Source organism: Paenibacillus aurantiacus (genome assembly GCF_042431225.1).
GTDB classification, from domain to species: domain Bacteria; phylum Bacillota; class Bacilli; order Paenibacillales; family Paenibacillaceae; genus Paenibacillus_Z; species Paenibacillus_Z aurantiacus.
In genome coordinates this window covers 24,201-49,336 of record NZ_JBHMDO010000048.1, presented here as the reverse complement: position 1 = coordinate 49,336, position 25,136 = coordinate 24,201, and the positions used below count along the sequence as shown (strand labels likewise).

The 25,136-nt window shown below is 55.8% G+C and carries 24 protein-coding genes; 22 read left to right on the top strand and 2 right to left on the bottom strand.

Translation table 11 applies throughout. The features are described 5' to 3' along the window. The first annotated feature begins 84 nt into the window (after nt 1–84). The 13 genes from ACFFSY_RS31270 to ACFFSY_RS31210 all read left to right on the top strand — a co-directional run bounded on the left by ACFFSY_RS31270 (nt 85) and on the right by ACFFSY_RS31210 (nt 13,490). Nucleotides 85–900, top strand: coding sequence for an Fpg/Nei family DNA glycosylase (locus ACFFSY_RS31270; RefSeq protein ID WP_377501678.1), 816 nt, complete (start codon nt 85–87; stop codon nt 898–900). Nucleotides 901–906: 6 nt separating this feature from the next. After that, entirely contained in the window at nt 907–1,743 is an 837-nt protein-coding gene (locus ACFFSY_RS31265) for a deoxyribonuclease IV (protein WP_377501676.1), read from the top strand. Further along, nucleotides 1,740–2,045, top strand: coding sequence for a cyclic-phosphate processing receiver domain-containing protein (locus tag ACFFSY_RS31260; protein WP_377501674.1), 306 nt, complete (start codon nt 1,740–1,742; stop codon nt 2,043–2,045). The genes ACFFSY_RS31265 and ACFFSY_RS31260 overlap by 4 nt, the downstream gene beginning before the upstream one ends. Before the next feature lie 53 nt (nt 2,046–2,098). Beyond that, nucleotides 2,099–2,884, top strand: a complete 786-nt coding sequence (locus ACFFSY_RS31255) for an ABC transporter ATP-binding protein (protein WP_377502128.1) — start codon at nt 2,099–2,101, stop codon at nt 2,882–2,884. Further along, nucleotides 2,881–3,897, top strand: a complete 1,017-nt coding sequence (locus ACFFSY_RS31250) for a 23S rRNA (cytidine(2498)-2'-O)-methyltransferase RlmM (RefSeq protein WP_377501672.1) — start codon at nt 2,881–2,883, stop codon at nt 3,895–3,897. The genes ACFFSY_RS31255 and ACFFSY_RS31250 overlap by 4 nt, the downstream gene beginning before the upstream one ends. 101 nt (nt 3,898–3,998) lie before the next feature. Continuing rightward, nucleotides 3,999–5,651: a serine/threonine protein kinase gene (locus ACFFSY_RS31245; RefSeq protein ID WP_377501670.1), complete on the top strand. Its 1,653-nt coding sequence runs from the start codon at nt 3,999–4,001 to the stop codon at nt 5,649–5,651. Between the two features lie 218 nt (nt 5,652–5,869). After that, nucleotides 5,870–6,568, top strand: a complete 699-nt coding sequence (locus ACFFSY_RS31240) for a response regulator transcription factor (RefSeq protein WP_148931157.1) — start codon at nt 5,870–5,872, stop codon at nt 6,566–6,568. Next, on the top strand, nt 6,565–7,920 hold the full coding sequence (locus tag ACFFSY_RS31235; protein ID WP_377501668.1) for a HAMP domain-containing sensor histidine kinase: 1,356 nt from the start codon (nt 6,565–6,567) through the stop codon (nt 7,918–7,920). Before ACFFSY_RS31240 ends, ACFFSY_RS31235 begins: the two co-directional genes overlap by 4 nt. Nucleotides 7,921–7,981: 61 nt before the next feature. Continuing rightward, nucleotides 7,982–8,842: a carbon-nitrogen hydrolase family protein gene (locus tag ACFFSY_RS31230; RefSeq protein WP_377501666.1), complete on the top strand. Its 861-nt coding sequence runs from the start codon at nt 7,982–7,984 to the stop codon at nt 8,840–8,842. 7 nt (nt 8,843–8,849) lie between these two features. Further along, entirely contained in the window at nt 8,850–9,518 is a 669-nt protein-coding gene (locus tag ACFFSY_RS31225) for a GNAT family N-acetyltransferase (RefSeq protein WP_377501664.1), read from the top strand. A 15-nt stretch (nt 9,519–9,533) separates the two neighbouring features. Continuing rightward, the gene (locus ACFFSY_RS31220; protein WP_377501662.1) at nt 9,534–10,202 is read left to right on the top strand and encodes a GNAT family N-acetyltransferase; all 669 of its coding nucleotides are present in this window, start codon (nt 9,534–9,536) and stop codon (nt 10,200–10,202) included. Between the two features lie 30 nt (nt 10,203–10,232). Next, the gene (locus tag ACFFSY_RS31215; protein ID WP_377501660.1) at nt 10,233–11,009 is read left to right on the top strand and encodes an MBL fold metallo-hydrolase; all 777 of its coding nucleotides are present in this window, start codon (nt 10,233–10,235) and stop codon (nt 11,007–11,009) included. Between the two features lie 504 nt (nt 11,010–11,513). Then, nucleotides 11,514–13,490 carry an endonuclease MutS2 gene (locus tag ACFFSY_RS31210; protein WP_377501658.1) on the top strand — a complete coding sequence of 659 codons (1,977 nt, stop codon included), beginning with the start codon at nt 11,514–11,516 and terminating at the stop codon, nt 13,488–13,490. Nucleotides 13,491–13,605: 115 nt separating this feature from the next. Here ACFFSY_RS31210 and ACFFSY_RS31205 read toward each other — a convergent pair whose 3' ends face one another. Then, entirely contained in the window at nt 13,606–14,247 is a 642-nt protein-coding gene (locus ACFFSY_RS31205) for a thiamine diphosphokinase (RefSeq protein WP_377501656.1), read from the bottom strand. A gap of 269 nt (nt 14,248–14,516) precedes the next feature. Here ACFFSY_RS31205 and ACFFSY_RS31200 point away from each other — a divergent pair, with 269 nt between their 5' ends. Then, a complete protein-coding gene (locus ACFFSY_RS31200) occupies nt 14,517–15,200 on the top strand; it encodes a trimeric intracellular cation channel family protein (protein ID WP_377502125.1) in 684 nt (227 codons plus the stop codon). Continuing rightward, nucleotides 15,197–15,679 carry a low molecular weight protein-tyrosine-phosphatase gene (locus tag ACFFSY_RS31195; RefSeq protein WP_377501654.1) on the top strand — a complete coding sequence of 161 codons (483 nt, stop codon included), beginning with the start codon at nt 15,197–15,199 and terminating at the stop codon, nt 15,677–15,679. Before ACFFSY_RS31200 ends, ACFFSY_RS31195 begins: the two co-directional genes overlap by 4 nt. Nucleotides 15,680–15,775: 96 nt before the next feature. Here ACFFSY_RS31195 and ACFFSY_RS31190 read toward each other — a convergent pair whose 3' ends face one another. Further along, nucleotides 15,776–16,516: an alpha/beta hydrolase gene (locus tag ACFFSY_RS31190; RefSeq protein WP_377501652.1), complete on the bottom strand. Its 741-nt coding sequence runs from the start codon at nt 16,514–16,516 to the stop codon at nt 15,776–15,778. 290 nt (nt 16,517–16,806) lie between these two features. On the opposite strand from ACFFSY_RS31190, the gene pdhA reads away from it, so the two are divergent. The 7 genes from pdhA to ACFFSY_RS31155 all read left to right on the top strand — a co-directional run bounded on the left by pdhA (nt 16,807) and on the right by ACFFSY_RS31155 (nt 25,110). Then, on the top strand, nt 16,807–17,886 hold the full coding sequence (pdhA, locus tag ACFFSY_RS31185) for a pyruvate dehydrogenase (acetyl-transferring) E1 component subunit alpha (protein ID WP_377501650.1): 1,080 nt from the start codon (nt 16,807–16,809) through the stop codon (nt 17,884–17,886). A gap of 160 nt (nt 17,887–18,046) precedes the next feature. Continuing rightward, on the top strand, nt 18,047–19,024 hold the full coding sequence (locus ACFFSY_RS31180) for an alpha-ketoacid dehydrogenase subunit beta (RefSeq protein WP_377501648.1): 978 nt from the start codon (nt 18,047–18,049) through the stop codon (nt 19,022–19,024). A 98-nt stretch (nt 19,025–19,122) separates the two neighbouring features. Continuing rightward, a complete protein-coding gene (locus ACFFSY_RS31175; protein WP_377501646.1) occupies nt 19,123–20,424 on the top strand; it encodes a dihydrolipoamide acetyltransferase family protein in 1,302 nt (433 codons plus the stop codon). Between the two features lie 2 nt (nt 20,425–20,426). Continuing rightward, nucleotides 20,427–21,848 carry a dihydrolipoyl dehydrogenase gene (gene lpdA, locus ACFFSY_RS31170; RefSeq protein ID WP_377501644.1) on the top strand — a complete coding sequence of 474 codons (1,422 nt, stop codon included), beginning with the start codon at nt 20,427–20,429 and terminating at the stop codon, nt 21,846–21,848. Between the two features lie 639 nt (nt 21,849–22,487). Further along, nucleotides 22,488–22,991, top strand: coding sequence for a dihydrofolate reductase (locus ACFFSY_RS31165; protein ID WP_377501642.1), 504 nt, complete (start codon nt 22,488–22,490; stop codon nt 22,989–22,991). A 221-nt stretch (nt 22,992–23,212) separates the two neighbouring features. Beyond that, complete coding sequence (locus ACFFSY_RS31160; protein ID WP_377501640.1) at nt 23,213–24,700, top strand: glutamate synthase subunit beta; 1,488 nt, start codon at nt 23,213–23,215, stop codon at nt 24,698–24,700. Nucleotides 24,701–24,789: 89 nt separating this feature from the next. Then, nucleotides 24,790–25,110 (top strand): hypothetical protein, encoded by a 321-nt coding sequence (locus ACFFSY_RS31155; protein WP_377501638.1) that lies wholly within the window; start codon nt 24,790–24,792, stop codon nt 25,108–25,110. Nucleotides 25,111–25,136: the final 26 nt, after the last annotated feature.

Here is a 25,136-nt window from a genome sequence, read left to right as displayed (position 1 = left end):
GTTGGAATTGAAGCTCCGACTCGTTTACAATAGAACGTAACCGAACCACAACGACTGCGCAGCAGGGCAGGAAGGAAGAGAACGATGCCGGAATGGCCGGAAATGGAAAATTACCGAATACGTCTATCGGGGCTGATTGCCGGACAGACGATCACGGGCGTGGAAGTTGCGCGCGCCAAATCGATTAACGTAGAACCTGCCCAGTTCGAGGCCGAACTGACCGGGAGAACGGTCTGGTTTATCGAACGCAGAGGCAAAATGCTCATCTTTCATCTCGACAATGGAAAGCGATTGCTTCTCCATCTCATGCTGGGCGGGCTGATCTACTTCGGCGCCGACGAGGAAGCGCCGGACCGATCCGTCCAAGTGGCGATCCGCTTCCAGCGCGGAACGCTCCGCTTCATCGGTCTGCGCCTGGGTTATATTCATCTGCTTACCCAGAAGGAAACCGAAGCCCAGTTGAAGGAACTAGGTCCCGACCCGTTCGACCCGCGTCTAACCATCGAGCGGTTCAAGGAACGGTTCAAGGGCAAGCGCGGCGCGATCAAGACCGCATTGGTCGACCAGCATGTCCTATCGGGGATCGGCAACTGCTACGCCGACGAGATCGCTTTCGAAGCGGGCATTCGGCCGGACGCGCGCATTCCGGAGCTCGCGCCGGAATCTTGGGACCGGTTGTATACTTCGATGCGTACCGTGCTGCATGACGCGCTGAACAAGGGCGGGTATATGGAGCTGCCCTTGACGGCGGATGATACGCTGACCGGCGGTTACAATGCGCATTGTCTCGTCTATGACCGGGGCGGCGAGCCGTGCAGGCGCTGCGGCGGCACGATCGTGCAGGCCGAGATCAGCTCGCGCAAAATGTTCTACTGCCCGAACTGCCAGCAGGGCAGGTAATCGGCCATGTTAGCCGGTTGCCATGTTTCCACCCAAGGCGGCTACAAAATGGCGGCGAGGCGCGCCGTGCAAGTGGGCGCGAACGCGTTTCAATATTTCCCGAAAAACCCGCGCAGCCTGGCGGTGAAAGATTACGATGCGGCGGATGCGGCGAAATGCGCGGCAATCTGTCGCGAACATGGCCTCGTATCGATCGCCCATTCGCCTTATCCGACTAATATCGCATCGGAGGATGCGGGTCATCGGGAGCGTACAGCAATCTCCTTGCTGAACGATCTTGCGATCGCGGAAGCCTGTGGCTCGATCGGCGTTGTCGTTCATTTCGGCGTGTACAAAGGCCCCGATCCGCTGGAAGGCTACCGCAACGCGGTGATTACGCTTAGCGCCGTCGCATCGCAATGGAACGGCAGCGCCAAGCTGCTGATCGAGAACCAGGCCGGCGATGGCACGGATATGGGCATGACGATCGAGGAGCTTGCCCAGATCCGCTCCCTGTGCCGCGACCCGCATAAGATCGGTTATTGTCTGGATACTTGCCATTTATTCGCGGCCGGCGTTTGGCGAGGCGAAGCCGAAGCGGAATGGTTCGCGAAGGCAGAGACGCTCGGCGTTTTGGGCCATACGGAAGCCTTTCATTTGAACGACTCGGTGTATCCGAGCGGCGCGAGACGCGATCGACACGCCGTCATTGGCGAAGGCCACATTCCCGAGGAGGGGCTGACTTGGTTATTGAATCACCCGCTCGCGGCGAGTAAGCTGTTCGTCATGGAGACGCCGTCCGGGGAGGACGGCACGCATCGCGATCAATTGGCGCTACTGCAGCGCTGGGGAGACAGATCATGATCAACGTATATTTGGACGATTTCCGTCCATGTCCGGCCGGCTTCGTGTTGGCGAAGAATGCGGAAGAATGCATCCTGCTGCTCGAAGGCGAGCAGATCGGGATTTTGTCGCTCGATTTTGATTTGGGCTGGGGGCAGCCCACGGGACTGCACGTCGTCCAAGCGATGGTCCAGCTCGGGCTTTATCCGCAGGAAGTGTATTTGCATACGTCCTCGCCATCCGGCAAAATGCAAATGTATCAGCTGCTGCTTCGCCACGCGCCGGAGCACGTACGTCTGCATAACGGACCGATGGCGGACTAGGCCGAAGCGTCATTGCGATTCATGGGAGTAACGGGGAAGGCGGGAGCGATGTGTTGATACAGTTAAAGGATTTAGTTTTGAAGCGGGAAGAGCGAACAATTCTCGGCGGTGTTAACTTGTCGATCGCCGAAGGCGAGCACTGGGTCATTCTCGGACGCAACGGATCGGGCAAGACGACGCTGTTGGAAATGATGACCGGTTACATGTTCCCCTCGTCCGGGACGGTCGATTTGCTCGGCAACAGGTTCGGGGAATGCGACGTGCGGGAAGTGCGCAAGCAGATCGGCTATATAAGCCAATCGCTTGTCGAGAAATTGACACTGCGCGACCCGGTCTGGGAAGTTGTCGCGACGGGTGAATACGCGTTCCTGCGGTTCTATCAGGAGATCGATCCGGCGGTCCGCGAGAAGGCGTTGGCGCTTCTGGCAGAAGTCGGGCTTGCCCATACGGCCGAACAGCCGCTTGGCACGCTGTCGCAAGGCGAAAGGAAGAAAGTGCTGCTTGCGCGCGCGCTGATGAGCGACCCGCGGATACTCATTATGGACGAGCCTTGCGCGGGATTAGACCTCTACGAACGGGAGAAGCTGTTGGCCGATCTAGGCCGCCTTCGCGAACGCAACATAGCAGTTATATACGTCACGCATCATTTGGAAGAAATCATCCCTTTATTTACGCATGTGGCCATCGTGCTGGAAGGCGTGATCGCAGCGGCTGGTCCGAAGCGGGACGTCTTAACTGACGAGATACTAAGCCGTGCCTATGATTGGCCGGTAGCCGTCGAATGGTCGCACGGAAGACCGTGGATTCGAGCATCGGCATCAGGAGGAGAAAAAGGTTGACGCAATGGATTTGTACGGCGAACCGGGGGTTTGCCACGTACGCGATGGAAGAGCTTCGGCGGATGTTTACGGAGATGAGAATCTCCCAGCTTACGCACGGGGAAGTATTCATAATCGAATTGCCGCTAGAGCGCGAGGAATTACTGGGGCGCATACGGGAGCAAGAGCCGATATTCCTGCGGCATATACAGCCGGTGGAACGGGTGCTGCCGCTGCAGGGCTCAGCCGATGATCTGCAGGAGCTGTCGGAGCTCGCGCGAGGAGCTCGCCTGCGATTGGAAGGGCAAGCGGTAGCTGTTCACGTGCGCCGCACGGACAGAAGTCCGTACCCGTATTCGACATCGGATACGAAAGCGGTGCTCGACGCGGTATTGGAAGAGATCGGAGCCGAACCGGTCGTGCAATCGCCGGATGTCGTCCTATCGTTATTCGCAGGCGAGGAGCAGCTCTATGTCGGGATCGCGACCCCGGAGGAGATGCTCTCCGATTGGCCGGGGGGAGCTGTCCGCTTTCAACGGGAAGAAGGGCAAATCTCGCGCGCGAAGTTCAAGCTGCTGGAAGCCGAGCGGGCATTCGGGCTCAGACTCGAGCAGTTCCGGGAAGCCTTGGATATCGGAGCGGCGCCGGGCGGCTGGACGCATCTGCTGCTGGAGCGCGGCTTGAAGGTTACCGCGGTCGATCCGGCGGAGCTGCATCCGTCGTTGTTCCAGTACCCCCGGCTGACGAATTACCGTAAGAACGCTTCCGAAGTGAAATTCGAGCCGGGCACGTTCGATTTGCTCGTCTGCGACATGAGCTGGAGCCCGATGCAGATGGTGCGGCTCGTGCTGGATCTGCAGGATTCACTCAAGGAAGGTGCGACCGCGATCGTCACGATTAAGCTGATGCATAAGAAGCCGCTGCAGACAATCAGAGACGTTATCTCCCGTTTCGGGACCGGTTTTAAGCTGCGCAAAGCGAAGCAGCTGTTCCACAACCGCGAAGAGATTACGCTATATCTGGTCAAGAAATAATCATAACGGGAAAGCATCCCGAACGAAAAGGACGCCATGCGTCTATTCGTTCAGGATGCTTTTTTTGTACGTAACGAGAAATTTGGGGAGGATGAACGAATATGAACGGCTTGGAAACGGGGATGCTGATCGCGGGTCGTTACCGGCTGCTCGGATTGATCGGGTCAGGTGGGATGGGGGCGGTATATGCAGCGGAAGATACGCGGTTAGGTGGAATGCTGAGGGCAATCAAGGCGCATCGGCCGCACGCGGCTGGCACTGATCAGCTAGCAGAAGAAGCAGCCCTCCTAATGCGGCTGAACCATCCGCGGCTGCCAGCCATCGTCGACTATATACCGCGCGAACATCATGGGATGGATATGTTCGTGATGTCGTATATCGACGGCATCCATTTGAAGGATTACGTAGAACGCCGCCAGGGACGTCCCTTTGAAGTGGAAGCGGTCGTCGACATTGGCCTCCAACTTGCCGAAACGCTTGATTATTTGCACACGCAGCATCCGCCGGTGATCCACAGGGATTTGAAACCGACGAATGTGATGATTCAAAAGGACGGTACGGTAAAACTGATTGATTTCGGCATTGCCCGCTGCTATAAACCTTACACGAACCGGGACACCCGGCTGCTGGGCACACCGGGATTCGCGGCGCCGGAGCAGGAAGGGGGCACGCAAAGCGATGCGCGTACCGACGTCTACGGGCTCGGCGCGCTGCTCTATTATATGCTAAGCGGCGGAGCGGCGCCGGTTGAAAGGAGCGTAGAGCGCATCGCTTCGAACGGACGATCGCCAGCAGATGCCAGATACCGTGAACTGGAGAGCTTCGTCGTGCGCATGCTCGCCGCGCGTCCAGCGGAACGGTATCCGGATATGAAAGCGGCTTACAAAGCGCTGGCACATCTGCTGGGGGAGCGAAGCACGGAAGATAGGGTGGCGCGAACAAGCCGGCTAGAGCGGAGCGAACTGGCCCCAGTCTCTGCGATCGGCATGCCTTACCATTCCACGCGCTGCAAGCGGATCGTCGTCGCCTCGATCGCCGCCGGAGCTGGCGCGACCAGTGTTGCCCTAACGGTGTCGCATCTCCTCTCCAGACGAAATCGACGATGCGCGGCTTTTGAATATCCAGGGGCGGGACCGGAATGGCATTCGCTGCTGCAGGGGGGATTGGGGAGAGAATCGCCCACGAGGCTAACGCCTCTTGCCCCAGGCTATACCCGCTTCGAGAAGAATGGCGTCCTCTGGCATGCCCGTTATTCGAACGATACTCCTCATGGCTCGCCGGCGGGCGATCCGACTGATCGTATGCAGGCATTTGGGCTGATGGAGAGGAATGCTGCGGCTGACTTCTCGGTCATCGACTTATCGACTGCCTGGAAGGAGCCCGATGCGAATCTTTTAATGCTTGAAGCGGATATCGTCTTGTTCGTCGCGGATCCGGATGCCGCCAAATGGTCGGGAGTGAATGTGGCGGCGGCCGAGCGGCTGAGGCGCGAGCGGCAAGCCTGCGGCCGAATGACGTGCTGGGCGGCCAATAAGGACATTTCGTTCCGGGAGAGAATGCAATGGTTATCGCTCTTCCCGATCCGTCCGCACATCCTGATCCCGCACGTTTCGCCGGAGAAGCGTCATGACCTCTTGTGGAAGGGCAAGTGGCTAACCGATGATCGCGTCCTGCTCGCCGTCATGGAGAAGGCCTATGAGCCCTTAATCCGTTATATTGTAGCTGCGAATGCGCACAAACCGAGCTTGCTATGATACAATATGGCTGGCAAATAAAGCTTCCAATTTCCTCCTATTTCGAGGAGGGAAAGACAAAAGAAGCCATTTTCTTGCTTCCGGTAGCGGCGACGGGTCCGCTTTTAGGACCAGTTACCGGGGCGCCTTCGCGTCCCAGCCTTGAAAACAAGCGCCAGCTTCTTTATCATGAAGAAGATAAGGGTAGGCGAGTCTAGTACAAGTAGGTGGACAACCAGATGAATGAACGTATATTGGTCATCGAAGATGAAGACGGCATTGCCCGTATTTTGCAATTAGAACTAGAACATGAAGGGTACAGCGTCGGTAGGGCGGCGGATGGCCGAAGCGGATTCGAACAAGCATCTTCCGGCGAGTGGGATCTTGTGCTGCTCGACGTGATGCTCCCGGAACTCAACGGCATCGAGGTGCTGCGGCGGCTTCGTCAAGGAGGCAATCCGATTCCGGTTATCCTGCTTACGGCGCGCGATACGATTCCAGACAAAGTGAGCGGATTCGAACACGGCGCCAACGACTACATTACGAAACCGTTCGCCATGGAAGAGCTTCTCGCCCGGGTACGCAACTTGCTCCGCATCTTCGGGCAACAGCCGCGCGAGACCGAAAGTCCCGACGTGCTCAAGACAGCCGATCTCTCCATCGAGCTGCGCACCCGCAAGGTAATGCGCAAGGACACGCCAATCGAGCTGACGCCTCGCGAATTCGAGCTGCTCGTATTTTTGGCGGAGCATAAGAACGAGGAGAAGTCCCGCGAGGATATTTTGTCAGAAGTATGGGGGTACGACTTTATCGGCGAAACGAATCTCGTCGATGTGTACATCCGTTACTTGAGGCAGAAGATCGACAAAGGGTATCGGCACAAGCTGATTCACACCGTTCGTGGCGTTGGTTACATGTTGAAGGAGCCGGATGCATGACGTTACGACGCAGATTTACGTTTTTTACAATTTTTTGGCTTATTTTTATTTTGATTTTATTTAATATTTTCGTGTATTTGTTCGTCATCAAAATTACGATCCGCAGCGAAGAACAACTGTTGACGAACAAGGTGAACATCCTGCTCGAGGATCCCAGAATCGATCATCTTTCCGGCTTGACGGCGACGGATCTGCTTCGGGACTATTACAACGTCAACGAGCTGATCCGCATCATAACGCCGAACGGGAAGGTCGTCAACTCGCAGGGCTCGGACAAGGAGCTCCTCGCGCTCAAGACGACGTTCAGCACGAAGTACGACACCGGCATGCTGTACATCGATGGCAAGCGGGTCATCTATATGAAGGTGCCGCTATACGAGGGTCAGCAGGTGATCGGCGTGCTGGAGCTTCATCGGAAGCTGAGCATGCTCGACAGCTATTTGAAGGTGCTCGTCATCGCCCTGACCATCACGAGCGTTGGCGCAATCCTGTTTGCCGTCATCGGTACCTATTGGTTCACTTCGCGGTTGACCTCTCCGATTCAGCATATGGTGCAGACGATGCGGGAGATCGACCGAAGCGGCAAGCTTCGCAAAATCGAGCTGGGCAGCAAGGAACAATCGGCGGAACTGGAACAGCTGGCCAGAGCGTTCAACCAGATGATCGAGAAGCTCGACCGCACGTTTGCCCGGCAGCGGCAGTTCGTGGCCGACGCATCGCATGAGCTGAAGACGCCGCTTACGGTTATTTCCAGCTATGCGAACATGCTCAAGCGATGGGGACGCGACGATCAGAACGTGCGGGATGAGGCCGTGGAAGCGATCGCGAAGGAATCCCAGCGGCTGCAGAATCTGACCAAATCGATGCTGATGCTTGCTGAGGCCGAGCAAGAGGATTGGCTGAAGCTGGAGTCGTTCGATCTTGTTCATCTAGCCGATGAGACGGCGGACATGCTCCATGCCACGTTCCAACGGATGATCCGCGTCCATACGCCGAAGACGGACGTGAAGATGATGGCGGATAAGGACAAAATACGCCAGTTGCTCGTCATCCTGCTCGATAACGCCATCAAGTACAGCAAAGAGCCGATCGACATCATTATAAGCGTCACGAAGGGAACAGTCCGGTTATCGGTCGCCGACAAGGGGATCGGGATTCCGGAGCACGATATGCCGCACTTATTCGAACGTTTCTTCCGGGTCGACGGCGCACGCAGCCGTTCGACCGGCGGCGTTGGTCTGGGTCTGTCGATCGCCAAACGGATCGTGGATCTTCACGAAGGGCAAATTGACGTCTTCAGCAAGCCGGACAAAGGAACGACCATCACCGTCGTGCTGCCCCACAAGAAATAAGCCACGCCCGGATCCGCTGCACGATCCGGGACCAATATAAGAGGATGAGGAGCGATGGAATATGAAATTCAGAGTCGCCGCGGTACAGTATAAGCTCGCAGATATTGAGAACTTTCAGCAATTTGCGCATCAAGTGAAGCATTACATACGCAATGCCTCCGAGTATGGCGCGGATTTCGTGCTGTTCCCGGAATTTATGACGACGCAGCTGCTCTCCATCGGCGATGAGAGCGGCGAGGCGCTGACGATCGACCGGCTGCCCGAGTTCACAGAGCAATATATCGAACTATTCAGAGGGCTTGCGGCTGAATATCGGATGCATATTATCGGTGGCACGCATGTGATCGAAGTCGCGGAAGACAAGCGTCAGAATGCTGCGCATCTGTTCTATCCGGATGGCCGCGTGGAGGTGCAGCCGAAGCTGCACTTAACGCCGACGGAAGTGGAAGGCTGGGATATGGCACCAGGGGATGCGCTTCGCGTGTATGATACGCCGTTCGGCACGATCGCCATGCTGACCTGCTATGATATCGAGTTTCCGGAGATCGTGCGGATGGCGCGCGCGCAAGGGGCGGACGTTATCTTCTGCCCTTCGTGCACAGATGACCGCCACGGCTTCCACCGCGTACGTTATTGCTGCCATGCGCGCGCGGTCGAGAACCAAGTCTACATCGTGACGACCGGTACGGTCGGCTCGCTGCGCAAGGTCGATCTGATGCGCGCCAATTTCGGTCAGGCCGCCATCATTTCGCCGAACGATATCCCGTTCCCGCCGGCTGGCATTATAGCCGAGGGAGTCATGAACGACGACATGCTCGTCGTGGCGGACTTGGATCTGACGCTGCTCGAGGACGTTCGCGCGGCCGGTTCCGTGACGACATGGCGCGACCGCAGAGTTGATTTGTACCCGGACTGGGAGTGAGAAGTAGTTGCGCAAAGAGCTGATCGTTTACGCGGACGGCGCTCCAAAGAAGATTGTCATTCGGAACTACGGGCTTGCGGATATCGAAGGCATGATCGAGATACAGCGTCAGAGTTTTCCGCCGCCGTTCCCGGCGGAACTGTGGTGGAACGAGGCGCAATTGAATGAGCATGTGTCGCGCTTTCCGGAAGGCGCGCTGTGCGTCGAGGAGGACGGTCGATTGATTGGTTCCATGACCGCGCTTATCGTCGACGATGCGCAGCTGTCTGGCAGCCATACGTGGGCCACTATTACGGATAATGGCTATATTCGCAACCATGCGCCGCATGGCGAGACGCTTTACGTGGTTGACGTGTGCGTCATCCCGGCCTACCGTAAGTATGGCATTGGCAAATGGCTTATGCAGACGATGTATGAAGTCGTCGTCCATCTGAGGCTGAGGAGACTGCTGGGCGGCGGGCGCATGCCGGGTTATCATCTCGTCTCTGACGAAGCGACGCCGGAACAGTACGTGGAGGACGTCGTGAACGGCCAGCGCCGTGACCCGGTCCTCTCGTTCCTGCTCCGCTGCGGCAGACTTCCCGTTGGCGTTGTGGCGCATTACCTGGAGGACGAAGAGTCGCTGCATTACGCTGCGCTTATGGAATGGCGCAATCCGTTTTACAACCAAGAATAACGAGGGGGCAACGAAGTGGAGTACATACGTATACAGTCCATTCAAGATCCGCTATTTGCAAGCATGCACAATTTGATGAAGACCATTTTCCCGCCCGAGGAAGTGCTTGCTTTCGACAAATGGGAGGGGCCGCTTCAAGACGAGAGCATTCACGTATATGTCGCCGTGCATGAAGGTGAGGTCGTCGGTGCGACGGAGTATCGGTATTATGCGGATATGCGCGTGGCCATGACCGATTTTACGATCATCGGCAAAGCAGGGCTTGGCATCGGACGTTTCCTGCTCCGCGGGCGCGAGCGCGACATCGCAAGATTGGCCGCAGCTAGCGGAACCGAGCCGATCGGCATGTTCGCCGAAATTTATAATCCATCGCAAGTCGAGGAGAAGTTCGACGGTCTTACGCCAATGAACCCCTATGTAAGACGGGAAGTACTCTCCCATATTGGTTACAAGCGGATCGACTTCCCGTACGTACATCCATCGTGGGAAGAGAACGGAGAAGCGGTCAGCGGTCTGGATCTGTCTTTCCTGCCAGCCGACGAAGAGTTGACAGAACTGCCGGCGTCGCTTATCCAGCAATTTCTGAATACGTATTACAGCGCGCTGCCGGCGAAACCGGACGAATGGCATGCCATGATGGCTAAGCTTAACGAAGCGGAGCAGCTTCCGCTCAAACCGCTCTAGAACGAACGCAAGGCAGCTTGGAGGAGTAACATGACGACGATCAGTTTTTGGGGCACGGGGGATTCCATGGGAGTCCCCCGGGTTTATTGTTCCTGCGACGTGTGCGCTGAAGCGCGGAGCGGCGGCGTGAACCGGAGAAGAAGGCCGCTCGTGCATCTCGCCGACGCATCGTTCGGCGAGATGCTGATCGATTGCGGGCCCGATTGGCGCGAGCAGATGGAGATGGCGGGACACCGGTTCATCGACCGCATCCTGATCACCCATGCCCATTTTGACCATATCGCAGGACTTGCGGAGTGGGCGGACGCTTGCCGCTGGCTGAAACGCCGCGGGGAAGCGTTCGCGCGAGCGGACGTCATCCGCGAAATTCTAACACGCTATCCTTGGCTTGAGCGCAACGTTCGATTCATTCCGCTCGAGGAAACGATGACGTTCGGCGAATGGCAGTTCGATTCCTGGTTGGTGAACCATGGCAAGAACGGCTACTCGTATGCGTTCAAATTCACGCATGCGACCGACGGACGCGCGTGGGCGTACTGCTCGGACTCGATCGCATTGACGTCCGAACAGCGAGCGCCGCTTGCGGGGCTCGACCTGCTGGTGCTGGGCACGAGCTTCTATGAAGAGCCTTATCCGGTCGAGACTCGTTCCCTCTACGACGTGAAGGAGGCGCTGCAGCTGCTGGAGGAATTGAAGCCTGCGCGCACGTGGTTTACGCATATGTCGCATGATATCGATCTGCGGCGCGATTACGCGCTTCCGAGCCAAGTAGCCTTTGCATACAGCGGACTTCAAGTAAGCGTTTAGGATAAGTCGCTTGACGGGCAGCCGCTATTGCAGTTATGATGGAACCATCTTACATGGCAAGGGGAAATTTTGATGTTTGCTGGTGTTCTTAACTCGTAATTTCATATTCGACAGCAGAATGACGTACGGAGCAGTCTTGTCTTTTGTGACAGGTCAGCTTTGTGTTCGCTGCTGCCGAGTTGAGGAGTTAAGAACATGAAGATTTCCGCCTGCAACGGCTGAAACAGCGTGCTCTTCGAGCACGCTGTTTTTTTTTGAACTCACTAGCGAATGGAACGTGCGATGGTATCGCGATCCTGGGGATCGAGAGCGTCCCGCATTGTTCTTTTACGCTAGAAGTGAGTCCAAGGGAGAGCCGTTGTGATGAAAAGGGCCGGGAGCGCATGCGCTTCCGGCCCTTTTTGGCGTTCGCAACGAAGAGAAGGCTACTGATCCAACGGCTGACTCGGGTGCGCAACGCCTTTGATCCATGTAAACCAATACGAATGCCAGGAGGCTTCTACCATGAACGCAACAAGCATGACACGTTTGGAATTCGACAATATTCAAAATCGGCTGCGCGAATTTACCGTATCGCCGGCTGGGGCGCAGCTTGCGGCCAAACACCGCCCAAGCACGAATGAAAGCACGGTGCGCGCCTGGTTATGCGAAACCGAAGAAGCGGCGAAACTGCTTGCGACTGGCGCGAGCGTTCCGCTCTCGGCCATGGAAGGGATGGAGCCCTTCATGCAGCTGCTGGGCAAAGGTCGTATTTATAACGAGCAGGAGCTGCAGTTTCTCGCCAACTGGTTGGCGGCGGTCGCGCAGATGCGGCGGTACATGGCCTCGAAACAAACCATGGCGCCTACGATAAGCGCTTATGCCGATTCGATGCAAGACTGCGAGAAGCTTCGGGACGAATTGGATCGCTGCCTGCGGTATGGACAGATCACCGATCAAGCGAGCGCCTACCTCGCGGATATCCGGCGGCATCTGGCCGCGGCCGAAGATCGGATCGAACGGCGGTTGAACCAGACGATGAGCAAGTACAAGAACGCCTTGCAGGAGCAGATCGTCAGCAAGCGCAACGGGCATTACGTGATCCCGGTCAAGCGTGAACTGCGCAAGCAAGTGCCAGGGACGGTCTGGGATGAGTCGGCTAGCGGGCAAACCTTGTTCGTGGAACCCGTCGACGTCGCCGAGCTTCAAACCGAATGGCAAATGTGGAAAGCGGAGGAGGAGCGGGAACGAACGGTCATTTTATCCGGGTTATCGGATTTGGCGGAGGCGTATGCGAGCGGGCTAAAATGGAACGTCGAAGCGATGGCTTCCTTCGACTTCATCTTCGCCAGAGGAAAGTTGTCGCGGACGTGGGATGGCCGCGCGCCGAAGTTGGCCGCGCAGCCGGTCATCAAACTCGTGAAGGCGAAACATCCGCTGCTCGGCGCATCTTCCATGCCGCTCGACGTGGAATTCGGATTCGGCTGGAAGCAACTCGTCATCACGGGACCGAATACGGGCGGCAAGACGATCACGCTCAAGACAATTGGGCTGCTGGCCCTCATGACGCAATCCGGCTTGCTCATCCCTGCCGCCGAAGGAACCGAGCTGGGTCTGTTCACACACATTCTCGCCGACGTCGGCGATGGACAGAGCATCGAGCAATCGCTTAGCACGTTCTCCGCGCATATGGCGAACTTGAAGGAGATGCTAGATGCGGCCGGCGAGCGCTCGCTGCTGCTGCTGGACGAACTTGCGGCAGGCACCGATCCGGGCGAAGGGATTGCGCTCTCGATCGCGGTATTGGAAGAGCTGCTCGTCCGGGGATCTCTGGTTGCGGCGACGACGCATTTTAACGAGATTAAACGGTTCGCGGCGAGCACGGACGGCTGCGAGAACGCGCGGATGGCATTCGATCCGCAGACGCTTCGGCCGCTCTATCAGCTAGAGATCGGAGAAGCGGGGGACAGCTACGCTTTCGCCATCGCCAGACGATTCGGATTGCCGGAACGAGTGATCGCTCGGGCGGAATCGAGGGCTGCGCTTGCGAAAGGCGAGAAGCCGGCTGCGGTAGTCGCTATGGAGCCTTACGAAAGAGGGACGACGCAGAAGAAGCCGCGCCAACGACCTGTAGAGTCGGTCAGTGCGAAGCGCGGACAAGGGATAAACGATGCCGACGGACTGGAGAACGGGACGGCGAAGCGCGTGTTTCAAGTCGGCGATTGCGTTTGGATCTATCCGCTCAAACGAACGGGCATCGTGTTCCGAGCCGCGGATGAACGGGGGGAAGTCATCGTGCAAGTGCAGAAACAGAAGCTGACATTCAACCGTAAGCGGCTGTCGCTCTACATTCCTTCGGATCAGTTGTACCCCGGCCAAGATTACGACATGGATATTGTGTTCGATAGCAAGGCGAATCGCAAAGCGCGTAACCAAATGAAGCGAAAATATGTTCCTGGGCTAACCATCGAGACGCCAAGCGACGAACCTGGCCATTCATAAAACCCGATAGGGTTGCTAGGCAGCAGTCGGACCGTCATGACGCGCGGTAGGCGTAAGCGGCAAACAGCATACAAGAGCGGTTAATACTGCGCGTTAGCGAACGGGAGGATATGTGTTAATCCTTGCTTTCGATGACCAGCAGCAAGCCGTCGCGAATACGGACGGTTCCGATCTCGTCTTCCAGCACGTTGCTGATGCCGAGCGACTGGCCGATCTCTAAGGAGGCATTATGTAAGGGGTAACGGAAGCCATACAAATCGATTCCGTTCACCACCGGCGTAAGGGGCAGAAGCGATACGTGGCTGTAACCGCCCGGCGTGACGGATAGTTCGCGGTCCGTTAACCGGATTCGGTTATGGGCATCGACGATCGACACATGCACGTTACGTTCGAGCGCGCCTCGCAGCAGGTGAACGTTGGCCAGCGAGTGGTCGAAGCGCGTGCCGAGCGCGCCGACAAGGACGATCTCCCGCGGCTCCAGTGCCAAGGCTTGCCTGAACGCTAATTCCGTATCGGTATAATCTTTATCGATGGGATCGCACGTCTCGAAGCGGCGGCTGCGGCTGCGAATCAATGCGAGCTGTTGCCCGGACACAGAATCGAAGTCGCCAATGGCAAGATCAGGCGCAAAGCCGTTATCCACAAGGAAATAGGCGCCGCTGTCCGCGCCGATCAGATAGTCGTTCGGCTGCACAAGACCGATAGCCCAAGGCCCAAGCCGTCCACCTGTAAAAATTAATATGCGCTGTTTGAGCATGGTGGTTCCTCCTTTCGTAAAAATGCTGCATAAGCACCAGTATACTAAGGTTCCATGCCTCTTGACCAGTTAGAGGGAATAACGTCACACCGCTTGGTCTCTTCTCGATATCTATCATGCTCGTTCACTGCAAAAAGTTTCTTGCGCCAAGCGGACCGCGCGGCTAAAATGGGAATGTGAAAAATACGGACACCGTTCGACATTATGGGATGGCATCGAAGAGTCGAGCGGGCAGGCGGAGGCATCATTCCTTGAACTGGCATGTGGATATGGACGTCTTTACGATTTTCAGCATTATCGGTACGATTGCCTTCGCGGTGAGCGGCGCGATCGTGGCCATGGAAGAAGAGTACGACATTCTTGGCGTCTACGTGCTGGGCCTCGTGACCGCATTCGGCGGCGGTGTCATACGCAACCTGCTGATCGGCGTGCCGGTGACGACGCTTTGGTCGCAAGGGATGCTGCTCAAGACGGCTGTCGTGGCGATGACGATCGCGTTTGTCCTGCCGGTGCGCTGGATACAGCATTGGCGGCGCAGCGAGGCGTTTTTCGACGCTATCGGGTTGTCGGCTTTCGCGATCCAGGGGGCTCTATACGCGACGGGCAAGCATCCGTTGTCGGCGGTAATCGTCGCTGCAATGCTGACGGGAATCGGCGGCGGCATGATCCGCGACGTATTGGCAGGAAGGAAGCCGCTTGTGCTGCGGGACGAAATTTACGCCGTCTGGGCGATGTTGGCCGGAGCGGCTGTCGGATTGGGTTGGTTTGAGACGCCGCTGGAATTATTAACGTTGTTCATCGTCGTGGTCGCTTTCCGCATGATGTCAGTTCAGTTCAAATGGCGGCTGCCAAGACGATCTCTGAAATACGCATTGGCGCAATCCGTGCATCAGGACGACCATCAGCAGGCAAAAGCGGCAGAACAAGCCGCGAAGAAAGGAGAGCGTCTATGATTGGCGTGTTATTCGTTTGTTTGGGCAATATTTGCCGTTCTCCCATGGCGGAAGCGGTATTCAGGAGCAAGGTGGAAGCGGAAGGGCTCGCGGATGTCATCCGGGTTGATTCCGCGGGTACGGGTGACTGGCATCTGGGCAAAGTTCCCCATGAAGGGACACGGAGGCTGTTGGACGAACACGGCATCTCGTACGAGGGCATGCGGGCGCGTCAAGTGAGAATTGACGACTATGCCGATTTTGACTATATCGTATGCATGGACGGGAACAACGAACGCGATGCTAGAGCCGTATTCGGCAGTAAGTGCGACGGGCATCCAAAGGTGTTCAAGCTGATGGATTTGCTCCCGGAGCGCAAAACAAGCGACGTGCCGGATCCATATTATACCGGCAACTTCGAGGAGACGTACGAGCTCGTGAGCGAAGGGTGCGATCGGCTGTTAAACCGGATTCGTCAAGAGAAGTTTGCCGGCGTCTAAACTACAGGGTTCGCTTCGGGCGAGGATAACTATAAGAAAGACCGTGCTCGATTAGTCGAGTGCGGTCTTTTTGCAATGTCTGGCCAGCCCAAATGTTTAATACTCAGGTTTGATAAAAGTTGTGAGCGATGCCGGGATATGCTTCTGCCAAAATCCCCATACGTGTTTGCCATCATGCTCGCCGTAATGGATCTTGGCGCCTTTGGACTCTAGAATGGCCTTCATCTCTCGGTTAATCGCCACGAAGTTATAGACCCCGCGGTCGGTTTCGTAGGCATCCTCCTGAAGACCGACGATCATGAATAGCTCCATCTCGCTCAAATCGCCTGCTTGCGAAGCGATGGATTGCGAGACGGGATAGAATGCGCCGGACAAGGCGATAATGCGATTGAATAGATTCGGATGGCTTAGGGCGATGTGCAGCGAGACAGTGCCGCCTAGCGAGTCGCCTGCTAGAATGCGGTGCGCCGGTTCGCGCCGCGCGGCATATTTGCCTTCTATATAAGGAAGAAGTTCTTCCGCGAAGAATCGCACATATCCGTCATGAAGCGTGCCGTCCGGAGAATATTCATTCGTCCGTTTCGACTTATCGACATCAACGCCTACGATGATAAAGGGTTCGATTCCCTCGTCGAGAATGAGCTGAGTGGCGATCGTCGCCACGCGGCCGAAATTGAAAAAGTCTTCGCCATCTTGGCAATAAACGACAGGGTAGCTCAGCACTTCGTTATAGCCTGGCGGCAAAAAGACGCGAAGGTCGCGCCTGCCTTCCGGCAAATAGCGGCTGTCGACCTCGTCCTTCACGATCGTGCGTTTCAAATAGCGGGCATCGGTCATGGTTGAAAATCTCCTCTCGGTTTGCATGAGTAATCGGCATTACGGGTAAACAAAAAGAAGGGAAAGAATGCCCGCCGCCTTACCAGGCGGCTTTTCGCTTGTTGTATTATTCTGTACCATAGAATAAATGATCCTGTTACATATACAATTCGAGACGATAATTCCCCAAATGTGCGAGTTATCAAAGGTGAAAACGATTTTATGCTTTGACCATTCGGATTAAACAGGGTTATAATCATTCTATAACAGTGACCTGTGTTTTTTCAAATATTAAGCTGAGGTGAACCTTAATGAGCAAGCTGTTAAACAAGCTGCCTTACGAAGTTCAAACGGAACCGGTTTATCCGTTGTCCATTCTCTCGCCTGAAGGCGAAGTCGTTAATCCCGATTTAATGCCGAATCTTTCGGATGACCAACTTAAAGAATTGATGTATCGCATGGTATTTACCCGCACTTGGGACGAACGCGCCGTTAACCTGGGCCGTCAAGGCCGTTTGGGCTTCTACGCGCCGGTGTCCGGCCAAGAAGCTTCGATGATCGGCAGCGAATACGCGCTGAACAAAGAAGACTTCATCGCTCCGGCTTACCGCGACATGCCGCAGATCGTATGGCACGGTCTTCCGCTGTACCAAGCATTCCTGTACTCCCGCGGCCATCAGCATGGCGGCCAAATTCCGGAGGGCGTGAACGTCTTGATGCCGCAAATCATCATCGGCGCCCAAATCCTTCATGCGACAGGCGTCGCAATGGCATTCAAGAAGAAGAACGAGAAGCGTGTCGCGATCACGTACACAGGCGACGGCGGTTCCTCCGAAGGCGATTTCTACGAAGGTATGAACTTTGCCGGCGTATACAAACTTCCGGTCATTTACTGTGTTCAGAACAACGGTTACGCGATTACGACGCCGTTCGCGAAGCAGACGGCTGCACCATCGATCGCGCACAAAGCGATTGCAGCAGGCATCACAGGCGTGCAAGTTGACGGCATGGACGTGCTGGCTGTATACAAAGCGGTTCACGAAGCTGCAGAGCGCGGCCGTAACGGCGAAGGCGCGACGCTGATCGAATTGCTGACGTACCGTTTCCGTCCACACTCGATGGCGGACGACGCAACGAAATACCGCACCAAAGACGAAGAGAACGAGTGGGCGCTGAAAGATCCGCTCATCCGCTTCGGCAAATTCCTCGAGAAGAAAGGTCTCTGGACCGAAGAGGATACGAACCGCGTGAAAGAGGAAGCGAAAGCGACGGTCAACGAGCACATCAAGAAAGCGGAGCAAACCGAGAAAATGACGGTTGCCGGCTTGATCGACACGATGTTCGAGACGACGCCTCAGCACTTGGAAGAGCAGAAAGCCGACTTCCAATAAGATGGATTGCGTAGGGGAGCGAGCTCCCCTTTAGAATAAAGAGAGCTAGAAGAAGTTAGGGCTCACAAAAAACATAAAGCGTATGCTTTCGGAACGAGTTTTGTTCGATGCACCACGCAGACGTATAGCTCCACAATACTTTTAGGAGGAACCAACAACCATGGCACAAATGAATATGTTGGAAGCGATCCGCGACGCAATGCGTCTGGAGATGAAACGCGACGCTAACGTTGTCGCCTTCGGCGAGGACGTAGGTAAAGTCGGCGGCGTATTCCGCGTTACGGAAGGTTTGCAAGAAGAATTCGGGGAAGACCGCATTTTCGATACGCCGCTGGCGGAATCCGCGATCGCGGGCATGGCAGTCGGCATGGGTATCCAAGGCTTCCGTCCGATCGCCGAAATTCAGTTCGTCGGCTTCATCTACGAAGCACTCGATCAAATGTTCGTACAAGCCGCGCGCATGCGCTACCGCTCCGGCGGCCGCTACAACTCGCCAATCGTATTCCGTACGCCTTTCGGCGGCGGCGTTAAAGCGGCAGAGCTGCATACGGACTCGCTCGAAGGTCTGGCCATCCAGACGCCGGGTATCAAGGTCATCGTACCTTCGAACCCATACGATGCGAAGGGTCTCATGATCTCCGCCATTCGCGACAACGATCCGGTATTCTTCATGGAGCATCTTAACCTGTATCGCGCATTCCGCGCCGAAGTTCCGGAAGGCGATTACACGGTCGAGATCGGCAAAGCAAATATCGTTCGCGAAGGTAAAGACGTCACGATCATCGCGTACGGCATGATGGTGCACACGGCCGTCAAAGCTGCCGAAGAACTTGAGAAGCAAGGTGTTAGCGCAGAGGTCATCGACCTTCGCACACTGCTTCCGCTCGACATCGACACGATCGTCGCTTCGATTCAGAAGACGAACCGCGCGATCGTTGTGCAAGAGGCGCAGAAGACTTCCGGCGCCGCTGCCGAGATTATCACGCAAATCAACGAGAAAGCCATCCTTCACCTGGAGGCGCCGGTTCTCCGCGTAGCGGGTCCGGACACGGTATATCCGTTTGCCCAAGTTGAAGACGCTTGGCTGCCGTCGCAAGCCCGCATCATCGCGGCCGTCAACAAAGTACGGGAATTTTAAATATATAACAACCCAAATGGATACGAGGGAAGATTGATTGGAGCGGATGCGGGGCTTACCCTCGCTTCGCTTCACCAACCTTTGAGGAGGTAACGGAAGTGGCAAAGTTTGAATACCGGTTCCCTGAGCTGGGCGAGGGCCTGCATGAAGGCGAAATCGTCAAAATGCACATTAAGCCCGGCGACAGCGTGACGGACGACGATATCATCATGGAAGTACAGAACGACAAGGCGATCGTAGAAGTGCCTTGTCCGGTAAACGGCAAAGTATTGGAAGTGTTCACGAAAGACGGCCAAGTGTGCCATGTTGGCGAAGTTGTGGCGATCATCGACGCGGAAGGCGATCTTCCAGAAGGCGTGGCTCCGGCTGGCGACAGCGCTCCGGCGGCTGAAGCTCAACCGGCGGCGACTGAGAGCGCGGCTCCTGCTCAGGCGGCACCTGCAGTTCAAGCGGCACCAGCTGCTTCGAACGCGAACGTACTCGCGACGCCTAGCGTACGTAAGTTCGCTCGCGAGCAAGGCGTTAACATCGCTTCCGTAACAGGTTCCGGCAAGAACGGCCGTATTACGCGCGAAGATGTTACAGCATTCGCATCCGGCGGCGGCGCGGCTGCGGCACCGGCGGCTAGCGCGCAAGCGGAAGCTGCTGCGCCATCCCAAGGCGAAGCCAAAGCAGCTCCGGTTGTCGTTGCGGGCGAGCGTCCTGAAGAGCGCGTTCCGTTCAAAGGCATCCGCAAAGCAATTGCAAATGCCATGTCCAAATCGGTCTACACGGCTCCGCATGTTACGATCATGGACGAAGTGGACGTTACCGAGCTCGTCGCGCTGCGCACGAAAGCGAAGCCGATGGCGGAGAAGAAAGGCGTCAAGCTGACCTATCTGCCATTCATCGTGAAGGCGCTTGTGGCGGCATGCCGTCAATTCCCGATCATGAACGCGATGCTCGACGAGCAAAGCCAAGAGATCGTGTACAAGAAGTACTACAACATTGGTATTGCTACGGATACGGACAATGGCTTGATCGTGCCTGTTATCCATGACGCGGACCGTAAGAACGTATGGATGGTTGCTGACGCAATTCGCGATCTGGCGACGCGCGGCCGCGACGGCAAGCTGACGCCTGCCGAGATGAAAGGCAGCACGATCTCCATCACGAACATCGGTTCCGCAGGCGGTATGTTCTTTACACCGGTAATCAACTTCCCAGAGGTAGCAATTTTGGGTACGGGCCGCATCTCCGAGAAGGCTGTCGTGAAGAACGGCCAGATCGTAGCAGCACCTGTCATGGCACTCTCGCTTAGCTTCGACCACCGTCTAATCGACGGCGCAACGGCTCAAAACTTTATGAACTACATCAAGCAGCTGCTGGCTGACCCGCAACTGCTCGTAATGGAGGTATAACCATGGTAGTAGGAGACGCTTCACTCGATATCGATACACTAATCATCGGCGCTGGCCCAGGCGGTTACGTCGCGGCGATCCGCGCAGCTCAGCTCGGCCAGAAAGTCATGATCGTCGACAAAGGCAAATGGGGCGGCGTATGTTTGAACGTCGGCTGCATTCCGTCCAAAGCGCTTATCAATTCCGCTCACCACTATGAGCATATGAAGCACGCGGACCAATTCGGTCTTTCCGTGGAGAACGTGTCGGTCGACTTCACGAAAGTACAGGATTACAAAAACTCCGTCGTCAACAAAATGACGAGCGGCGTCGAGATGCTTCTGAAAGCGAACAAAGTTCAAATGTTCCAAGGCGAAGCCATGTTCATCAACGAGAACGAAGCGCGTCTGTTCAACGAGCAGGAAGCGCCTCGCTACCGCTTCAAGAACTGCATCATCGCGACGGGCTCCCGTCCGATCGAGCTGAAGCCGTTCCCGTTCGGCGGCCGCATCCTGTCCTCGACAGAAGCGCTGTCCCTGAACGAAGTGCCGAAGAGCATGGTCGTTATCGGCGGCGGCTACATCGGCATCGAGCTTGGCCAAATGTACTCCAAGTTCGGCACGGAAATCACGATCCTCGAAGGCGCGGACACGATCATGCCGGGCTTCGACAAGGACATGAGCTCCTTGGTCGTGAAACACTTGAAACAAAACAAAGTCGACATCGTCAACGGCGCGCTTGCGAAATCCGCTGAGCAAACCGACAAAGACGTCACGGTAACCTACGAAGTGAACGGCGAGACGAAATCCGTCACCGCAGACTACCTGCTCGTTACGGTTGGCCGTCGTCCGAACACGGACGGCGAGCTTGGCCTGGACCTGATCAATGTCAAAATGACGGATCGCGGTCTGATCGAAGTCGACGACCAATGCCGCACATCGATCCCGCACATCTATGCAATCGGCGATATCGTACCTGGCGCTGCGCTCGCGCACAAAGCGTCCTACGAAGCGAAAGTCGCAGCGGAAGCCATCTCGGGACTGCCGTCCAAAGTGGACTACAAATGTATCCCGGCTGTTGCATTCTCCGATCCGGAGTGCGCGGCGGTTGGTTACACCGAGAAAGAAGCGAAAGAAAAAGGCTACAACGCGAAATCCAGCAAGTTCCCGTTCGGCGGCAATGGCCGTGCTGTAACACTGGGCGGCGCAGACGGCTTCATGAAGCTCGTTCATGACGCAGACACGGGCCTTGTGCTCGGCGCGCAAATCGCGGGCGTCGAAGCATCCAACATGATCGCGGAGCTTGGCCTTGCGATCGAGATGGGCGCAACGATCGAAGACATCGCCCTCACAATCCATGCGCATCCAACGCTTGGCGAGATCACGATGGATACGGCTGAACTGGCGATGGGTCACCCGATCCACACGCTGGCGCCTAAGAAGTAATCGCATACGCTTAGAATCTTCAGAGTCGTTTCATCCTGAGAAGGATGGAGCGACTCTTTTGTTGTGCCAAAGCAATCGCTTACATTAGGGTTAGACGCCGAATAGTTAATTTGTAGCAAGTGACAATAACAGGTTCGTTCGGTTTTTCGTGAAATTTTGTCGAATATTCGCTCAAAAGGAAACGACAAATGACACGGGAAATGGTATGATGGAGGATATAACGCTTGGTGTTACGTGTTCAGCACGGCTTTAATTATCGTGTTTTTCTGGATGATTGTAAGCTGTTCTCGTATTGAATAGGATGAAGCAGGTCTGATTTGGGCCAGTATCCCGGTTTTATGCCCGTTTGTGAAGGAGTTTTGGACTTATCAAGGTTTCTCGAGAAGGGAATACGTTCTGCAGACTGCGATAAGACGAGTTGGAAGTCGATATTGAATCTTGAGCAATCACACGAATATTCTCTGGTTGTACATCCGGAATGTTCGGTTATGAGCGTGGTAGCATCGGAGCATTATGTCGGAACCGATGCCGGGGCGCTAGTCGGGTGGCAGCCGCGCATCGTTGTTGAAAGATGGTCGGAAGCATCATCCGACGAAGCGCGTGAATGTCGCCATTATAATGAAGAAAGGGGCTGTGCGAATGGCTGTCATTCAAATCGCCGCAATGGCCCGCAACCGGGCAATCGGATTAGACAACAAGCTTCTATGGCGGTTGCCGTCCGAGATGGCGCATTTTAAACAAACGACAATGGGCAAAACCGTTCTGATGGGCCGCAAGACGTTCGAGTCGCTGGGCAGGCCGCTGCCGAATCGGCGCAATGTCGTGTTGAGCCGGGAGATGGCGCAGGCCCCTGAGGGCTGCGAACTTGTCCGTTCTGTGGAAGAGGCGCTTAGGAACTATAACAACGGGGTGTATGGCGAGGATCTCATGGTCATCGGCGGTGCGAATATTTATGCACAGCTTTTGCCGTTCACGCATACGATCGTGCTCACCGAAGTGGAGGCCGATTTTGAGGCTGATGCTTTTTTTCCTGCGCTATCCGAGCACGAATGGAAGGTTTCGTCGCGGGATTGCCGCTCGGCAGACGAGAAGAACGCGTACGATTTCTGCATCCTGACGTATGATAGAATGGCCTCTCATTAGCTAGTGAAGAGCTTTATGATTGTGACGCTTATATGCGTTAAAGTGCAAATGATTATACGGATAATCCATTTAACAGCGCTAGGTGCAATTGCTACGATATTGTAAATGGTTTTGGCCCGGGTACGAAAGATTGATCTTGAATAAAAGCTAGAATCCCGATATAGTTTGATAGAGAATTGCTGTACCAGGGTAACGGGAAAAAGGATGGAGGATAAGCGATCATGTCTACACCAACAGGATTTATGGACTACAAGCGCGAGCTGCCCGCTGACCGCAGTCCGCTAGAGAGAATAAAGGATTGGGACGAGTTCCACAAGCACTTCAGCAGCGATCAGCTTCGTACGCAGGGCGCCCGTTGTATGGATTGCGGCACGCCATACTGCCACACCGGCATTGAACTGCCTGGCGGCACATCCGGCTGCCCGGTCAACAACCTCATTCCGGAATGGAATAACTTAATCTACCGCGGTTTGTGGCGCGAAGCGCTTGACCGTTTGCATAAAACGAATAATTTCCCTGAATTCACGGGGCGCGTTTGTCCGGCTCCGTGCGAAGGCTCCTGTACGGTAGGCTTGATCGGCGACCCTGTCACGATCAAGACGATCGAGCAATCGATTATCGACAAAGGCTTCGAAGAAGGCTGGGTCGTACCGCAGCCTCCGCTCATGCGCACAGGTAAGCGCGTTGCCGTCGTCGGCTCCGGCCCTGCAGGCCTTGCTTGCGCGGCACAGCTGAACAAGGCTGGACACACGGTAACGGTATACGAGCGCGCGGACCGCATCGGCGGCCTGCTCACGTACGGCATCCCGACGATGAAGCTGGACAAGAAAATCGTACAGCGCCGTGTAGACCTGCTTGAAGCGGAAGGCATCACGTTCACGACGAACACGGAGATCGGCAAAGACATCTCGGCTGACCAGCTCGTATCGGATTTCGACGCGGTCGTCCTGTGCGGCGGCGCGACGAAAGCGCGTGAGGTGGATATCGAAGGCCGCGAGCTGAAGGGCATTCATCTGGCGATGGATTACCTGAACGGCACGATCAAGAGCTACCTGGATTCGAACCTCGAAGATGGCAACTACATCTCGGCTCAAGACAAGGACGTTATCGTCATCGGCGGCGGCGACACGGGTACGGACTGCGTTGCGACGGCACTGCGCCACGGCTGCAAATCGGTGACGCAGTTCGGTACGCACGCGAAAGCACCGCTGGAACGCGATCAAGAGAAGAACCCTTGGCCGCAATTCCCGAACGTCTACACGCTCGATTATGCGCATGAAGAAGCGCGCGCGCTGTATGGCGAAGATCCGCGTCAATTCTCCGTGCTGACGAAGAAATTCGTCGGCGACGAGAATGGTAACGTGAAAGAGCTGCACACCGTGCAAATCCAACGTACGGTCGATGAGACCGGACGCCGGATCTATACGGAAATTCCGGGCACGGAGCGCGTTTGGCCGGCAGATCTCGTATTCATCGCAGTCGGTTTCGAAGGACCGGAGAATACGATCATCAGCCAGTTGAGCTTAGAGCAAGACCGCCGTTCGAACATCAAAGCGAAGTACGGCGACTATCGCACGAGCGTGGACAAAGTGTTCGCGGCAGGCGACATGCGCCGCGGCCAAAGCTTGGTCGTATGGGCAATCAACGAAGGTCGCGAAGCCGCTCGCGAGGTTGACCGCTACCTAATGGGAACGACGATGCTGCCATAAGCGGCGATAACGGCTATAATAGAATATAAGATGCACGCAAGGAGCGCCTTTGGGCGCTTTTTGTTTCTTCATTAAAGGAGATCTGACCTATGATTCAATACGATTCCGACGATATCCGCGAAATGCGAATGACCGGGTTATACCCGACGATCGAAAGAAGGGACGAACAGTGGATCGATATCGAGCTCAGAATCGACGTGGAAGACGAGTCTCAAGTACATCAGTCGATCACGGAGCTGACAGCGCTAGTTATCTGCACGCATAGCGGTGTCATTGCCCAAATTGTGCCGCAGGACGCGGGGTGCGATTGCGATTTTCAATTCACCGCGGGCGAGAAGGAACAGATTCGAAACTATGTGCTTTCGTCCGAAATTCAAGCGAAAATCCTCGCAATAGCTACCCCTCAGTAAGGAAAGTTGTGGTAAAATAAGCATAC

Excerpts from the sequence above, each read along its gene's own strand:
- ACFFSY_RS31230 (WP_377501666.1), top strand. The coding sequence starts at position 7,982 with ATGAAATTCAGAGTCGCCGCGGTACAGTATAAGCTCGCAGATATTGAG.
- lpdA (WP_377501644.1), top strand. The coding sequence starts at position 20,427 with ATGGTAGTAGGAGACGCTTCACTCGATATCGATACACTAATCATCGGC.
- ACFFSY_RS31210 (WP_377501658.1), top strand. The coding sequence starts at position 11,514 with ATGAACGCAACAAGCATGACACGTTTGGAATTCGACAATATTCAAAAT.
- ACFFSY_RS31205 (WP_377501656.1), bottom strand. The coding sequence starts at position 14,247 with ATGCTCAAACAGCGCATATTAATTTTTACAGGTGGACGGCTTGGGCCT.
- ACFFSY_RS31200 (WP_377502125.1), top strand. The coding sequence starts at position 14,517 with ATGGACGTCTTTACGATTTTCAGCATTATCGGTACGATTGCCTTCGCG.
- ACFFSY_RS31195 (WP_377501654.1), top strand. The coding sequence starts at position 15,197 with ATGATTGGCGTGTTATTCGTTTGTTTGGGCAATATTTGCCGTTCTCCC.
- ACFFSY_RS31190 (WP_377501652.1), bottom strand. The coding sequence starts at position 16,516 with ATGACCGATGCCCGCTATTTGAAACGCACGATCGTGAAGGACGAGGTC.
- ACFFSY_RS31160 (WP_377501640.1), top strand. The coding sequence starts at position 23,213 with ATGTCTACACCAACAGGATTTATGGACTACAAGCGCGAGCTGCCCGCT.
- ACFFSY_RS31270 (WP_377501678.1), top strand. The coding sequence starts at position 85 with ATGCCGGAATGGCCGGAAATGGAAAATTACCGAATACGTCTATCGGGG.
- pdhA (WP_377501650.1), top strand. The coding sequence starts at position 16,807 with ATGAGCAAGCTGTTAAACAAGCTGCCTTACGAAGTTCAAACGGAACCG.
- ACFFSY_RS31165 (WP_377501642.1), top strand. The coding sequence starts at position 22,488 with ATGGCTGTCATTCAAATCGCCGCAATGGCCCGCAACCGGGCAATCGGA.
- ACFFSY_RS31265 (WP_377501676.1), top strand. The coding sequence starts at position 907 with ATGTTAGCCGGTTGCCATGTTTCCACCCAAGGCGGCTACAAAATGGCG.
- ACFFSY_RS31180 (WP_377501648.1), top strand. The coding sequence starts at position 18,047 with ATGGCACAAATGAATATGTTGGAAGCGATCCGCGACGCAATGCGTCTG.
- ACFFSY_RS31260 (WP_377501674.1), top strand. The coding sequence starts at position 1,740 with ATGATCAACGTATATTTGGACGATTTCCGTCCATGTCCGGCCGGCTTC.
- ACFFSY_RS31245 (WP_377501670.1), top strand. The coding sequence starts at position 3,999 with ATGAACGGCTTGGAAACGGGGATGCTGATCGCGGGTCGTTACCGGCTG.
- ACFFSY_RS31215 (WP_377501660.1), top strand. The coding sequence starts at position 10,233 with ATGACGACGATCAGTTTTTGGGGCACGGGGGATTCCATGGGAGTCCCC.
- ACFFSY_RS31235 (WP_377501668.1), top strand. The coding sequence starts at position 6,565 with ATGACGTTACGACGCAGATTTACGTTTTTTACAATTTTTTGGCTTATT.
- ACFFSY_RS31240 (WP_148931157.1), top strand. The coding sequence starts at position 5,870 with ATGAATGAACGTATATTGGTCATCGAAGATGAAGACGGCATTGCCCGT.
- ACFFSY_RS31155 (WP_377501638.1), top strand. The coding sequence starts at position 24,790 with ATGATTCAATACGATTCCGACGATATCCGCGAAATGCGAATGACCGGG.